This window comes from Streptomyces achromogenes, from assembly GCF_030816715.1.
GTDB lineage: Bacteria > Actinomycetota > Actinomycetes > Streptomycetales > Streptomycetaceae > Streptomyces > Streptomyces achromogenes_A.
The window spans coordinates 8,206,367-8,220,892 of sequence record NZ_JAUSYH010000001.1; the positions used below are offsets into that span (position 1 = coordinate 8,206,367).

The window sequence follows — 14,526 nt, forward strand, 5'->3', positions numbered from 1 at the left end:
ACTCCGTCATGCGTCGGGGAGCCGCGTCATGAGGGCCGCCGGTGCGGCGGCGGAAGGAACGGCAGGTGGGCGCCGGGGCCCGTGCCGTCCGCGTCGAGGGCGGCGGACAGGGCGAGCAGACAGCCCGCGGTGCCCGTGCCGAGGTCCATGGAAAGCCGCATCATCTGGTGCCCGGGGAAGGCGAGCTGGCCCTGGTAGGGCATCGCGAGCCAGCCCAGCGCGGCGATCTGCTCGTCGAGGCGTGCCCGGGTAGCGCCGGGTTCGGTGGTGCGGGCGAGGTGCAGGATCATGCCGGCGCGGCCCTGGAAGAGACCGGGCTGCGCGTAGAAGCGGCAGGTTGCCGCGGTGCGGATGCCGGCCCGGGCCCGCGCGAACTCCGCGCCGACGTCCGGGACATGGGACACGAGGTCGTCGAGCACCATGCCCACCCCCGCGCTGCCGTCGCCCAGGTAGGGCAGCGTCCGCCACCCCTCGTCGACCTCCACCGCGCCTCCCTCTCGCTCCGCGCAGCACGCCAGGTCCCGGCGCAGCGCGGCGCCCGCCGCCGCCAGTTGCTCCCGGTCGCCGCTCTCCTCGTACTGACGGAGCAGGAACAGGGCGGGCCCGCTCGCACCCCGCAGCAGCCCGGCCCGGCGTCGCCCGGCGGTGTCCGGCACCGGTTCGGCGAGCCGCCGTACGAGGATGTCGGCGGCCTCGGCCGCCCGCTCGCGCAGCTCCGGCTCGCCGGTGCGGCGGGCCAAACCGGCGAGGACGAGCCCCAGCCCCGCCAGGCCGCCGTGCAGGTCGGAGGAGAGGTTCTGCCACCGCTCGCGGAGTATGCCGTCGATCAGGTCGAGGGCGCGCCCGCGGTGTCCCAGCAGGTCCAGCACATGGGCGACGCCCGCGAGCCCGTCGTACAGCCCGAGCGGGGTGCCGGTGGGCGGCGGGGCCGTACGGTCCAGGAGCCAGCGCTCGCCCTCCTCGTGACGCTCCGCGCCGGTCGCCGCCAACGCGTACAGGACGCCGGCCGCGCCGTGCGCCAGGCCGAGCCCGCCGCCGTCGGAGAACTGGGCGACGTCCCCGGGATAGAGCCGGTCGGCGCGGTCCGGGGTCGCGGAGGCGAGGATCGCCTTGACCATCGAGTCACGGCTGTGCGGCCAGTCGCCGGGCTCCAGCCGGAAGGCCGGCGCCGACGGCACGCGCGTGACCCGCCCGGCCGTCCGGGTCGCGTTCCCGGCATCGTCCGGGGCGGCGTGCGGGTCGCTGCGCACGGAGCGGGTGATCTCCGCGACCGCCTCGTCCAGGAACTCCGGCGGGACGTCCGGGAACTGCTCCGCGATCACCTCCGCCAGATGGGCCGCCTTGCCCCGGTCCACCACGAACAGCGTGGTGACGGGCAGGAACAGGGCGAGCCGCAGACAGGCCAGCGCATAGCGGTCGACATCGGCGCCCCGGCGGTCGGGCGGGGCGAAGAACCCGGGGTGCGCCACGACCTGGCGGCCGTTGTGGCCGGCCGGGGCCGCCGCCTCGAAGTCGATCAGGCACACCGACTCCTCGTCGGGCGCGACCATGATGTTGAAGACGTGCAGGTCGTTGAAGACGATCCCGCGCGAGTGGACCGTCCGCACGGCACGCTCCACCGCCCGGTGCACGCGCACCGCCCACGCCGTGTACGCGGCGACGGCCGCCGGATCCGGGTCGGGGGAGAGCAGCGGATGCCGTTCGGCGAAGAAGGAGTTGAGCGTTCGGCCCGGCACGAGGTCCATGACCAGGAAGCGGTGGTCGCCCAGGGTGAACCAGTCCCGCACCTCGGGTGCCGCCCCCGTGCCGGCCAGCGCCTCCAGGGCCTCCCTCTCCCGCTCCAGCCGGGATATCGCGTCCGCGCCGTCCGAGGCCAGTCCGGCGTGCGGCCGCCCCTCCTTCAGCACCACCGCGCGCCCGTCGCGGGTGTCGACGCCCTGGTACACCCCGCCGCCGTTGGAGAAGTGCAGCGCCTTGTCGATGCGGTAGGGCAGCTCGCCCACCGTCGTCGTGTTGCGGGCCGCGAGATGCGGTTCCAGGAACGCGGGCAGCGTCACCCATCCGGGGGTCTGGAAGGAGGGCGCCCGCCGGTCCGGGACCAGGGTCCCCGACCCGTCGCGCACCGCCGGCACGAGCGAGCCGCGCTCGTCGACGACGTACCTGCGCGCGAACGCGCCGTAGCGGACGTACAGCGGGCCGTCGTGCCAGCGCAGGTCGGTGAGGATGTACGGCCCCTCGAAGCCGTCCAGCAGCGCGCCCAGTTCCCGCAGCACCCGGTGCAGCTGTTCCTCGTCGCGCGGGTACACCGTGACGAACTTGCCGCTGGTGTCGCGGCCGGCGTACTTGGTGTTGCGCAGATGCAGCAGGTGCGGTCCCGGCACGAACTTGAAGGGGACGCGGTGCGCGACGCAGTAGTCCCACACGATCGCCGCGATCCGCTCCGCGTTCTCCCGGGTGGCCGAGGCGTGGATCTTCCAGCCCTGGTCCGGGCCCGCCGCCGGGCTGCCGTCGGCGTCGAGCGGCGTCATCGTCAGCCAGTCGCCGACGCGTCCCGAGGACCAGCCCCCCGGTACCGGCCGGCGCGCCGTGTCGAACAGCGAGGCCGCCACCCCGCCGGCGGCGAGCCGGTCGGGCGTCTCGTAGAAGTGAGCGTCCGCCAGCGCGTACACCTCGTACCGCTTGTCCATGCGTCCCCCTTCGTGGCCCGGCCATGAGACTCGCAAGCCGGGCGGGGGCGCGGACAGTCACCGGTGTCACGAGAACACCGTGCGGAACGCATGCGTAAAGACATGTTCGGTCCGTTTCGAGCACAGCCGGGCGCGCGGCCCTCGCGATGCCCCCGGAGTGGTCCGTGAAACGGTTCCAGGGGCTGCGCCCGGGCCGCATTGGCGCTGTAATTGCGGACGTGGTCAGTGAGGGTGCCGCGGAGCGCAGAAGGGGACCTCTGGGTGTCGAGACGGCCCTCAAGGCGGTCACCGCCGATCCCGTCTCGCCGCACCGTGTGCGCCGCACCCTCGAACAGGCGCTCGTGTTCGCCGGTGCGGCCCTCGCCGCCGTCTACACGCCCGCGCCGGAGGCCGGTCTGCTCTGCCTGGCCGAGTCGGCGGGCGTGCCGAGGACCCTGTACGGACTGCGCGAGAGCTATCCCCTCGACGGCGGCTCGCCGGCCGCCGACGCCCACCGCACCGGGCGGCCGGTGTGGCTCGGCCCGCACGAGGTCGCCGAGTGCGCGGACGCGCGGCGGATGCCCGCCCGCGACTTCCATCTGGCCGCCCTGCCCGTCCGTGACGGCGCGGGCGGCTGTCTGCTCGCCGTCAGCGAGCGCCCCGGCGGGTTCGACGCCGAGGACCGCGCCTGCCTGGAACGGGTCGCCGACGCCGTCGCACTGCCCGCCCCGACCGCCCGCGCCGAGGGCGAGGAGCTCCTCGCGGGCGGCTTCAGCCTGGCCATGGACACCGGACGGGTCGAGGTGGGCGACGCGATCCTGGAGCTGTTCGCGATGGAGCGGGCCGCGTTCGACGGCCGGGTGGAGACCCTGCTCGGGCTCACCGTCCCCGAGGACCTGCCCTCGCTGATGTCCGTCGTCGAGGCCGACCACATGTCGGTCGGCGACCGCGAGCTGGAGTTCCGGGTGCTCCAGCCCGCCGGGCCGCCGAAGTGGCTCAGACTGCACGGCCGCCTGGTACCCGGCGGCGACGGACGCCCCGCCCGGCTGGAGGGCACCGTCGCCGACGCCTCCACGCTGCGCGCCGAGATCACCGACGTCGCCCGCGTCCAGCGCCTGGCCGCCGCGCTCGCCACCGCCGGCACGGTCCGCGACGTCAGCCAGGCCGTCGTCGCCCTGCGCAAGCCGCTGCGGGCCGACCGGATCGCCCTCGCCGAGCTGGAGAACGAGCGGCTCGTGGTCACCGTCCTCGACCCGCCCGAACCCGACTCCTGGCCCGAGCTGTGGCAGCTGGAGTGGCGCGGCGAATGGCCCGACGCGCCCGTGCGCGCCATGCCCACACTCGCCGCCGCGCTGCGCGAGGGCCGGGCCCGGATCTGGCCCGCCGGCACCGCCCTGGAACCCGCGCTCGCCGAGGTCGGCCCCGGCGGCCTCGCCGTCCTGCCGCTGTCCGCCGGCGGCCGGATGGCAGGCGCCTGCCTCATCGGCTGGGACGCGCCGCACGACTTCGGCCCCGACGAGCGCGCCCTGCTCACCGCCTCCGCCGGCCTCGCCGGACAGGCCCTGATGCGCGCCCACGCCTTCGACGCCGAGCACGAGCTCGTCGGCATGCTCCAGCGCCAGCTGCTCCCGCGCCGGCTGCCCGACCTCCCCGGCGGGTTGGCGGTCGCGCGCTACCTGCCCGCCACCGCGGGCCTGGAGGTCGGCGGCGACTGGTACGACGTGATCCGGATGCCCGACCACCACGTGGCCCTCGTCATCGGCGACGTCCAGGGCCACAGCGCCGCCGCCGCCACCCTCATGGGCCAGATGCGCACCGCCCTGCGCGCCTACGCGGCCGAGGGCCACCCGCCCGACGTGGTGGTCTCCCACGCCAACCGGCTGCTGATGGAGCTGGAGACCGACCTCTTCGTCACCTGCTGCTACGTCGACGTCGACATGGAGGACGGCACCGCCTGGTGCGTACGGGCCGGGCATCCACCGCCCGTCCTGCGTCACCCGGACGGCTCGGCCGAGGTCGCCGAGACGGACGGCGGCCCGCCCCTCGGCATCCTGACGCAGGCCGAGTTCCCGATGACCCCGCTGCGGCTGACGCCGGGCGCCGTCGTCGCCCTCACCACGGACGGCCTCGTGGAGTCCGCCGACCTCGACATCGGGACCGGCCTGGACCGCCTCGCCGGAGAGCTGTCCGCCGCAGACCCCGCCCAGCTCGGCACCGTCGCCGACGCGCTGCTCGGCGGCGCCCACCGCGGCGACGACGTCGCCCTGCTCCTGCTGCGCTACGACGGCATGGCGGTCAAACCCCGGCGCGAGGGCTGGACGGTGTGGCGGGTGCCCGAGGCGGCCCGGCACGCCCGCCGCTTCACCCGGCGCAGTCTGCGGGGCTGGGGCGTCGCCGACACCGCCATGGACGCGGCGCTGCTCGTCGTCTCCGAGCTCGTCACCAACGCGCTGGTGCACACCGACGGGCCGGTCCGCCTCGACTTCACCCTCATCGACCGCCGGCTCCGCGTCGCCGTCACCGACGCCTCGCCCCGCACGCCGGTCAAGCCCACCGACCCCGGCTGGGAGGCCACCGGCGGGCGCGGCATCCTCCTGGTGGAGGCCGTCTCCGACAGCTGGGGGACCGTGCCGGTCAGCGGCGGCAAACAGGTCTGGAGCGAGCTGCTGCTGGAGCGCTGAACAGCCGGACGCCCCGTGTCCCTGGAGCCGGACGTCCACGTGTCCCGGGCGGCGGGCAGGGTACCCGGCGCCCATGGACACCTTCGCCTCCGCATACCTCGCGGCATCCGGAAGGTCCGCACTGGCCTCCGTAGCGTTCGTCGTCGTCGGGCTCGTCCTGGTCGGCGGGCTGATCTTCGCCTTCCGGCTCGGGTCCAAGATCCGCCGCCGGGAGCCGGCGCCTCCGCAGCCGCACGAACATCCCCGGATGCCCGCGTCGGGCCCGACCCACGAGAGCCGCTCACGTGAACCCAACGAGATGCCCCGAGCGGCCGACGGCGAGCGCCTCACCCCGCACGAGCTGCGACCCACCGGCAGCCGGGACAGCGCCGACGGCGCCAGGCCCCGCTGGGACCAGGGCACGGGCGGCTCGTTCGGCAGCGGCGGCCCGGGCGCCCGCTGACCCGCTCCTCAGGGGCATCGTGACAAGGCAGAGAAGCGTGACAGAGAAGGGTGATGAACCGTCGTGACCTCGCAGCTCGAGGACAAACCCGCGATCCGCCGGCCCGAGACGGGCTGGGCCAGGGCGCGCCGCACACGCTGCGGCTCCGCCGCACCGCGCACCTGCCTGCCCGCGGTGGCCGCGCCCGGGACGCGGTCCGGCCCGGAGGGGAACATCGTCAGGGGCGACGACTGACGGGCCGCCGCGCACGACAGACCGCCCCTCGCGCAGGACCGACCGGCCCTCGCGCGCTGCAGACGCCCCCGCGCGCACGACCCGGGTCGCCGCCCACGCGTCCCCCCGCCCGCGCCGGCGCCTACCGGCGTCGTCGACGCGACGGCCGCGTCGCCACGCGCCCGCCCGCGGTGAGCCGGCCGAGCGCCCGGTACACCACCCGTCGCACCCGGCGGGCGGTACGGCGCACGCCGCCCGGCTGCGGGGCGGGCACCACGAGGACGCCGTCCGGGTCGACGTGCAGGGCGAAGGGCAGCGGATGGAAACGCGCCCCCTCCGTCTCCGGCGTCAGACACACCGTCGTGAGCCAGGTCCGGCCCCCCAGATCGCCCACCGGCAGGACGGCGTCCAGCCGGCCGCCCGGAGCGAGCGTCCCGAAGACCTCGTGGGAGCTCCCCGGCTTCACCCCCGTCAGCCGCAGCAGCACCGGGGCGGCCTCGGGCACGTGCAGCGGCAGGAGCACATGGAACCGCTCCCCGCGGTCCCCGGCGAGGGTGACGTCGCCCGCCGCGACCCTGCCCAGGCCCAGCCGCTCGCTCGCGTGGCCGACGTCCAGCGCGAGTCCGGCGTGCCGGTCGGTCCAGTAGGGCAGCACCACCTGGTCCGCGACGACCGCGGCGGGCGGGGCCGGCCGGCCGTGCCGGGGCGCCGGGCCCAGCCGCAGCTCCTTCGTCCAGCCGCCGAGGCCCACCCTCACCCAGATGTCCCACAGGCCCTCGCGGGGCGGGCTGCCGCTGACCGCGGTGGCGGGATCGACGACGGCCGTGCCGCGCAGCACCAGACGCACCCCGTTCCCGTCGGCGGCCGCGATCCGCTCCCGGTCCGTCCGCACCGGCTGGAAGTACTGCGCCGCGCCGGCCCGCTCCCGCAGCAGCAGATCGGGCGAGGCCCGGTCGAAGCGTTCCGCGGTGTCCAGGCCGAGCCAGCGCACCGCCTCGGCGACGTCCCGCGGCGGCCACCGCGGACGCTCCCCGGCGGCGGGGAACACCATCGGCCGGCCGTCGTGCGTCAGCTCCGCCGCGAAGACGATCCGCAGCAGCCCGCCCCGCCATTCGACGTCCCGCGGCTCGACGGCGAGCCCGACGCCCGCCTCCCACCGCGCGAACGCGACGACGTCGTCGTAACGCCCGTCGGCGGCCAGGGCCGCGACGACCCGCTGGGTGGGCTGAAGCGGAGCGGCCACGCCCGGCCCGAACCGTTCGACGACGACCCCGTGGATCTCCTCGAACAGCTCCCTGCGGTAGTCCTCGGGCAGGTTGAGGAAGCGCCGGCCGCGCAGCCGCTCGACCATCTCCACCCGCAGCCAGCGCCGGAACAGCCGGTCGCGCAGGGCTCCCGGCTCGGTGTACCGCTCGACGACGTCGAGGGCCTCGCGGAGGTCCTTGAAGTAGCTCACCGGGTCGATCCGCTGGAAGCTCACGTTCGCGGCGTCGCCGCGCCGCACGTGGTAGTAGCAGACGTAGTCGCCGAGCACGGCGACGTTGCCCGCACGCAGATAGGCCTCGGTGACGAAGACGTGGTCCTCGAGGCGGCGCCGCCCCTCCGGGAAGCGCAGACCGGTGCGCTCGAGGAACGCCCGGCGGATCATCTTGTGCGGGGTGAGACTGTCGATGAGCGGCGCGTTCTCGACCGTGGCGCGCGGGCGGCTCGTGCGGAACAGCTCCACTGGCACCGCGCGCCCCCGGCCGGCCATCTTGCCGACGACGACGTCCGCGTCGTTGGCGACGCCGTAGTCGTACATCCGCTCCAGGGCCTCCGCGCCGAGGTGGTCGTCGGCGTCCACGAACATCACGTACTCGCCCCGGGCGGCGTCGATGCCTACGTTGCGCGGCTTGCCGGGCCAGCCGGAGTTCTCCTGGTGTACGACGCGGACCCGGGAGTCCTGCGCGGCGAGCGCGTCGAGCAGCGCCGGGGTGGCGTCGGTGCAGCCGTCGTCGACGAAGACGATCTCGTAGGCGTCCGGCGGGAGAGACTGCCCGAGCAGCGAGGCGATGCAGTCCTCGATGTAGCGGCCGGGGTTGTAGACCGGGACGATGACGCTGACCTTGACCGGCATCGGGCTCCTGGCCCCCTCGTCGGATCGCCTGCCGTGCGGACGGCGGGTGCGTGCAGCCCGATGCTAACCCCGCAGTCGGCGCCCCACCTGTCCTGGTTCGTCCTGATCCGGATTTTGTAGTCTGTCGCCGTGCGCCTCCTGCTGATGTCCGACACCCACCTGCCCAAGCGCGCCAAGGCGCTCCCCGCCCCGCTGCTCGACGAGATCCCGGACGCGGACCTCGTCGTCCACGCGGGGGACTGGGTCGACGCGGCCACCCTCGACCTGCTGGAGAGCCGCAGCCGCCGGCTGCTGGCCGTGCACGGCAACAACGACGGGCCCGAGCTGCGCGCCCGGCTGCCCGAGATCGCCCGCGCGGAACTCGGCGGACTGCGGTTCGGCGTGATCCACGAGACCGGTCCGGCCCAGGGCCGGGAGGCCCGCTGTGCAGCCCGCTTCCCCGACCTGGACGTCCTGGTCTTCGGGCACAGCCACATCCCCTGGGACACCACGGCCCCCGGCGGCCTGCGCCTGCTCAACCCCGGCTCCCCGACGGACCGCCGCCGGCAGCCGTACTGCACCTATCTGACGGCCACCGCCGCAGGCGGCCGGCTCACGGACGTCGTCCTGCACCGGCTGCCGCCGCGCTGAGCGCGCTCGACGTCGGCGGGGCGCACCCGGGTCACGGACGAACCGGGCCGCTTCCGGCCGATGCGGTCGGAGGCGGCCCGGAACTTGCGAGTGTGCGTTGCGTCAACTGGGCCTCCTTCACTGGTGAGACGACCGAGGGACATGCATGCGTGTCCGTTATGGGCGGGTACCCCGTCACGGGCCACCCCACACATGGCCGTTCCGGTGAATCCCCGGGATGCCTCGTCGCTCCGGACTACCGGGCGGGCGGCGCCTGATCGCCCGCCGGGGGGTGGATCGCCCCGGTCGTCGCCGTCAGCGGGGCGCCGCTGCCGCCCCACCGCAGCGCGACGATCTCGGCCGCCACCGACACGGCGACCTCCTCGGGCGTACGGGCTCCCAGGTCCAGCCCCACCGGCGAGCGCAGCCGCGCCAGCTCGGCGTCGCTGACCCCGGCCTCCAGAAGGAGCGCACGGCGTTCGTCGTGGGTGCGCCGGCTGCCCATCGCCCCGATGTACGCGGCCGGCCGGCGCAGGGCCGCCGCCAGCAGCGGCACGTCGAACTTCGGGTCGTGGGTCAGCACGCAGATCACCGTGCGGTCGTCGGTCCGCGTGCCGCCGAGGTACCGGTGCGGCCAGTCCACGACCACCTCGACGTCCGCCGGGAAGCGTGCCGGCGTGGCGAAGGCCGGCCGGGCGTCGCAGACGGTGACCCGGTAGCCGAGGAAGTCGCCGATGCGGGCCACGGCGGCCGCGTGGTCGATCGCGCCGAACACCAGCATGCGCGGCGGCGGGGCGAAGGACTGCAGGAACACCGAGACGGTGTCCTCGCGCCGCCGGCCGTGCGGTCCGAAGTGCCGCAGTCCGGTGGTGCCCAGCACCAGGCCTCCGCGCGCGTCGGAGGCGACGGCCGCGTCCAGTCCCGCGGACCCCAGGGTGCCGGCGGTCCGGTCCGGCCAGACGGCGAGCACGGCCCCGTGGGGCGCGAGGCCGTCGGTCACCGTGGCCACGATCACCGGTTCGCCCGCGGCGACCGACCGGGCGACCGCCCCGAACGACGGGTCGAGGTCCGGCGTCACCGCACGCACCAGCAGGGTGAGCTCGCCGCCGCAGGTCAGCCCGACGGCGAAGGCGTCGTCGTCGCTGTATCCGAAGGTCGCCCGCCGGGCCGTCCCGTCCGCCAGGACCTCCTGGGCCAGCTCGAACACCGCGCCCTCCACACAGCCCCCGGACACACTGCCCACGACCTCGCCGCCCGGGCCCACCGCCATCGCGGCGCCCGGAGCGCGCGGCGCGCTGCCGCGGACGGCGACCACGGTGGCGAGCCCGAACGGCTCAGCGGCCGCGTACCACCCGTTCAGCACCGGCAGAATCTCACGCACGATTGCACGGTAATCCGTCGCCGCTCCGCTCGCCGCCCCGTCCGCCCGTCGTCGCGTTCGCCGCCCCGTCCGCCGCCCCGTCCGCCGTTCGGTCGGCCCGCCGTCGGGAGGGCGACGCCCTCGCGCCGATCCCCCGGCGCGCCTCCGAGCGCCTCCGAGCGCCTCCGTACGGACGGCAAACCGCCGAACCGCCGGGAGTACCTGGTGTGCGTGACCGGTCGGGTGGCCAACTGGGCTGGATATGCAGGAACTTACTCGGGGGTCAGAAGGTATTGACGGTGTACGGAAATCGCCGGACTGTAGTGGACATGCCGAATATCCGGGCACGTCTGCTCGCTGTTCTGGTGGTCCTCTGCGGACTCTGCGGCTTCCTGACGGCGGCGGGCGCCTCGCCCGCCGCCGCGGACGCCACGTTCCCCGGCTCGCTCCCCTTCGACGGCACGGCCCTCACCGTGTCCAACGGCCGCTTCGTCGACGGCAACGGCCGCGAGGTCGTGCTGCGCGGTTACAACGTCTCCGGCGAGACCAAGCTCTACGAGAACAAGGGCCTGCCCTTCGCCTCGGTCGCCGACGCCAGGAAATCGGCGACCGCGCTGCGCGCCCTCGGCGGCGGCAACTCCATCCGCTTCCTGCTCTCCTGGGCCTATGCCGAGCCCGTGCGCGGCCAGGTCGACACCGGCTACCTCGCCGCCGCCACCGAGCAGATGCGCGCCTTCCTCGACGCCGGCATCCGCGTCTACCCCGACTTCCACCAGGACCTCTACTCCCGCCACCTGTTCAACCAGGGCAGCTGGTACACCGGCGACGGCGCCCCCAAGTGGGCGGTGGACCTCGGTGGTTACCCCGCCGAGTCCTGCGGCATCTGCTTCTTCTGGGGCCAGAACATCACCCAGAACGGCGCGGTGAAGGCCGCCCAGTACGACTTCTGGCACAACGCCCACGGCGTCCAGGACAACTTCCTCGCCACCGCCCAGCAGACCATGGCGTACGTCAGGCAGCACCTGAGCGCCGAGGAGTTCGCCGGCGTCCTCGGCTTCGACCCCTACAACGAGCCCTACGCCGGGACCTACGACTCCGGTCAGACCAGCCGCACCTGGGAACGCGACCTCCTGTGGCCCTTCTACGTGAAGTTCCGGGCCCGGATGGACGCGGCCGGCTGGCAGGACAAGCCCGCCTTCGTCGAGCCGAACATGTTCTGGAACGGCAACATCGACTCCCAGCGGCAGGAGGGCGGACTCCTCGACGTGGGCACGCTCGGCTCCCGCTACGTCTTCAACACTCACTTCTACGACCAGAAGGCCATCTCCGGGATCCTGATGTGGGGCAAGGCGGCGGACGGCCAGTACGTCACCGACTTCGGCACCGTCCGCGACCGGGCCGCGACGACCGGGACCACGGCCGTCGTCAGCGAGTTCGGCCATCCGCTGGCCGGCAACGTCTCCGACAAGGCGCCGACCGTCCTCAAGGCCATGTACCAGGCGCTCGACTCCCGGGTGAAGGGCGCCAATTGGTGGACGACCCCGGCCGTCTCCGGTCCGGTCCTCTCCGGCAGTCAGTGGCAGTGGGACATCTACTGGGGCCGCCATCACGAGTTGATGAACGGCAACCCCGACAAGGTGCTCACCGGCGGCGACGCCTGGAACGACGAGGACCTGTCGGCCGTGCGCCTCGACGACTCCGGCAACGCCACGCTCCGTCAGGACGCGCGACTCCTGGACCGGGTCTACCCGAGCGCCACCTCCGGCACGACCGTCGCCTTCACCTATGAGGACCGCTCCCGCGACGGCTCCACCACCCTCACCTGGAACCCGGTCCCCGCATCCCTGCCCACCACGAAGCAGCTCGTCGGCTCCGGCCAGTACGCACTGCTCGTGTGGCGCTCGGCCGGTGGCGCGGCGCCCACCGAACTGCATCTGCCCGCCTCCTTCCCGACCGCCACGACCACGGTCGTCTCCGATCTCGGCGCCGTGTACGCGCCCCCGGCCTACACGTCCGGCACGAAGATCGCGGCGGCCGTCGAACCGGGCGGCACGGGCAGCCGACGCCTGCTGCTCAGCACGTCCGACTCGGGCGCGGTGCACTTCGCACTGGTCACCAACGGCGCGAGCGCGCCGTCCGCGACCCAGCTGGCCGCGGCCCGCACCGAACTGTCGGCGTGGGTGGCCCAGAAGGTGGGGTAGCGACGCCGGTACGACGAAGGGGTGGGCGGTGGTCGACCGACCGCCACCCACCCCTTCGGCGCCGAAAGGCCGCCGTCAGCTGCCGGATCCGGTGCCTGTCCAGTCCGCCGCCACATGGCCGAGCCGGACCCGCTGCGGATGGTCGCCCACGGGAACCGACACGACCTTCTGCCCGGTGGCGAAGTCGATCGCGGTCACCTGGTCGGCGCCGCTCTCGGAGATGACGCAGTCCTTGCCGTCGCCGCTGACCGTGGCCCAGTAGGGCTTGGAGGCGGTGACCAGCGGGCCTTCCTGGAGGGTTGCGCGGTTGACGATCGTCGCGTAGTCGTCCATCGTGCCCGCGACGCACAGCTTGCTGCCGTCCGGACTCATCGACAGGCCGTGGTGGCGCGAGTCGTTGACGTACGTGGTGCGGTCGTCGCTGGTCGTGGGGTTCTTCGGCAGGGTCTTCGTCCGGGTGATCTTGTCCGTGGCGAGGTCGTACTCGAAGAAGCCGTTGAAGAACGACACCTGGAAGTACAGCTTGGACTCGTCCGGCGAGAAGACCGCGGGGCGAACGGCGTCCGAGTAGTCCTTGAGTCCGATCGCGTCCAGCCGCTGCCGCATGTCGATGATCTTGACCTGCTGGTACGTGTTCGCGTCGACGACGGTGATGCGCCGGTCGCCCTTCGTGAAGTCCTGCCACGGGGCGTCCTGGGACGTGTTCACGTCACCGATCGCCATGTTGTAGATGTACTTGCCGTCCTTGGTGAAGATGTTCTCGTGCGGCTTGTCGCCGGTCTTGAACGAACCCACCTGCTTGCCGGTCACGATGTCCAGGACGTGCACGGTGTTCGAGATCGACGCGGAGACCGCGACCCGTTTGCCGTCGGGGGAGACGGCCATGTGGTCGGAGCGGTAACCCGACACCGGGAACCGCCAGTTGATCTTCCCTGTGGTCAGGTCGATGGAGACGACGTCGGCGAAGCTCGGCCGGGAGACGACCACGGACGCGCCGTCCGGCGTGGTGTACATGTCGTCGACGAACTGGTCGTGGCCCTCGCCGACGCCGTTGCGGATGGCCATGAAGTAGATCCACTTGATCAGGTCGCCGTTGATCTCCGCCATCCGGGCGTCCTTGTCGGGGATCACGTTGATCCGGCCGACCTTCGCGAAGTCGCCGCTGGACTTGATGACGTCCGCGGTGCCCTCCCAGTTGTTGCCGACGAAGAGCACCTCGCGCAGTGCGGCGGCGCTGGAGGAGTCCTGGGCGGCCGGGGCTGCGGACGCGACGGCGGCTGGAGCGGTGACGGTCAGGGCGACGGCGGCGGCGATGGAGCAAAGGTGCCTGGATCTGAAGGCAGCCATGACTGCACTCTCCTCTGGGGCGGGAAGGTCAGGGGCAGGGGTGCGAAGGCGGGGGAATACCCGCCGAAGTCTGAACACGGGCCCGTTCAGAATGTGCTTACTGGAAAGTAAGGAAGGGGTGCCCTTCGCCACAAGACTCGTACACGACAAAATTGGCCGCGGGGGCACACCGGAAGACGAGGGAGGGTCATGGCGGGCAGACTCAAGGCGCCGACCGGCCGCTACGGCGGCAAGTCCGCCGAACAGCGGCAGGCCGAGCGCCGGGGCAGGTTCCTGGACGCGGCGCTGCGGTCGTTCGGGGGCGCGCCCGGCTACCGGGGCACCACCGTCGCCTCGCTCAGTGAGGCGGCCGGCCTGTCGACCCGCCAGTTCTACGAGGAGTTCCGCACCCTCGAGGACGTCCTGGCGGAGCTGCACCTCCAGGTGAACGCCTGGGCCGAGGAGGCGGTCATGGCCGCCGCCGTCGCCGCCGAGGGCAGACCGCTCGCCGAACGCGCAGCCGCGATCTTCCGCGCCTACGCCGCCAACGTCACCTCCGACCCCTGCCGCATCCGGATCACCTTCGTGGAGATCGTCGGCGTCAGCCCCCGTCTGGACGAGCAGCGCCTGGCCCGCCGGGCCCGCTGGATCGACCTGATCTGCGCCGAGGCGACGGCGGCCGCCGCCCGAGGCGAGGGCGCCCCGCGCGACTACCGCCTCGCGGCCACGGCCTTCATCGGCAGCGTCAACGGCCTGCTGCACGACTGGAGCGCCGGCTGGGTGGACGCGACCCTGGACGAGGTGGTCGACGAACTGGTCCGGCAACTGCTGGACATCCTGCGGCCGAGGGAACAGGAGCCCGGCGGGCCGCGGAGCGCACAGTAGGAGCGCCCGGTGCCCCTGATCCGGCCG

Annotated in this window: 10 protein-coding genes; 6 read left to right on the plus strand and 4 right to left on the minus strand. The window is 73.6% G+C overall.

Annotated features, from left to right (window positions below; genetic code table 11):
• Window positions 1–26: 26 nt before the first annotated feature.
• Window positions 27–2,687 carry a class III lanthionine synthetase LanKC gene (gene lanKC, locus QF032_RS36110; RefSeq protein ID WP_307048527.1) on the minus strand — a complete coding sequence of 887 codons (2,661 nt, stop codon included), beginning with the start codon at window positions 2,685–2,687 and terminating at the stop codon, window positions 27–29.
• A 218-nt stretch (window positions 2,688–2,905) separates the two neighbouring features.
• Between lanKC and QF032_RS36115 the strand changes: the two genes are divergently transcribed.
• The 3 genes from QF032_RS36115 to QF032_RS36125 all read left to right on the plus strand — a co-directional run bounded on the left by QF032_RS36115 (window position 2,906) and on the right by QF032_RS36125 (window position 6,023).
• On the plus strand, window positions 2,906–5,347 hold the full coding sequence (locus QF032_RS36115) for a SpoIIE family protein phosphatase (RefSeq protein WP_307059389.1): 2,442 nt from the start codon (window positions 2,906–2,908) through the stop codon (window positions 5,345–5,347).
• A 73-nt stretch (window positions 5,348–5,420) separates the two neighbouring features.
• Window positions 5,421–5,789 carry a DUF6479 family protein gene (locus QF032_RS36120; RefSeq protein ID WP_306946252.1) on the plus strand — a complete coding sequence of 123 codons (369 nt, stop codon included), beginning with the start codon at window positions 5,421–5,423 and terminating at the stop codon, window positions 5,787–5,789.
• A 63-nt stretch (window positions 5,790–5,852) separates the two neighbouring features.
• Window positions 5,853–6,023, plus strand: a complete 171-nt coding sequence (locus QF032_RS36125) for a hypothetical protein (RefSeq protein ID WP_307048531.1) — start codon at window positions 5,853–5,855, stop codon at window positions 6,021–6,023.
• 121 nt (window positions 6,024–6,144) lie between these two features.
• On the opposite strand, the gene QF032_RS36130 is transcribed toward QF032_RS36125, so the two are convergent.
• Complete coding sequence (locus QF032_RS36130; protein WP_307048533.1) at window positions 6,145–8,118, minus strand: glycosyltransferase family 2 protein; 1,974 nt, start codon at window positions 8,116–8,118, stop codon at window positions 6,145–6,147.
• A 129-nt stretch (window positions 8,119–8,247) separates the two neighbouring features.
• Here QF032_RS36130 and QF032_RS36135 point away from each other — a divergent pair, with 129 nt between their 5' ends.
• Window positions 8,248–8,748 carry a metallophosphoesterase family protein gene (locus QF032_RS36135; RefSeq protein ID WP_306955822.1) on the plus strand — a complete coding sequence of 167 codons (501 nt, stop codon included), beginning with the start codon at window positions 8,248–8,250 and terminating at the stop codon, window positions 8,746–8,748.
• 235 nt (window positions 8,749–8,983) lie between these two features.
• On the opposite strand, the gene QF032_RS36140 is transcribed toward QF032_RS36135, so the two are convergent.
• Window positions 8,984–10,108, minus strand: a complete 1,125-nt coding sequence (locus QF032_RS36140; protein WP_307059391.1) for an XdhC family protein — start codon at window positions 10,106–10,108, stop codon at window positions 8,984–8,986.
• A 308-nt stretch (window positions 10,109–10,416) separates the two neighbouring features.
• Between QF032_RS36140 and QF032_RS36145 the strand changes: the two genes are divergently transcribed.
• Window positions 10,417–12,288 (plus strand): endoglycosylceramidase, encoded by a 1,872-nt coding sequence (locus QF032_RS36145; RefSeq protein ID WP_307059393.1) that lies wholly within the window; start codon window positions 10,417–10,419, stop codon window positions 12,286–12,288.
• 75 nt (window positions 12,289–12,363) lie between these two features.
• On the opposite strand, the gene QF032_RS36150 is transcribed toward QF032_RS36145, so the two are convergent.
• Window positions 12,364–13,635 (minus strand): YncE family protein, encoded by a 1,272-nt coding sequence (locus QF032_RS36150; protein ID WP_307059395.1) that lies wholly within the window; start codon window positions 13,633–13,635, stop codon window positions 12,364–12,366.
• A 189-nt stretch (window positions 13,636–13,824) separates the two neighbouring features.
• Between QF032_RS36150 and QF032_RS36155 the strand changes: the two genes are divergently transcribed.
• Window positions 13,825–14,499, plus strand: a complete 675-nt coding sequence (locus tag QF032_RS36155) for a TetR/AcrR family transcriptional regulator (protein WP_307048541.1) — start codon at window positions 13,825–13,827, stop codon at window positions 14,497–14,499.
• Window positions 14,500–14,526 lie beyond the last annotated feature (27 nt).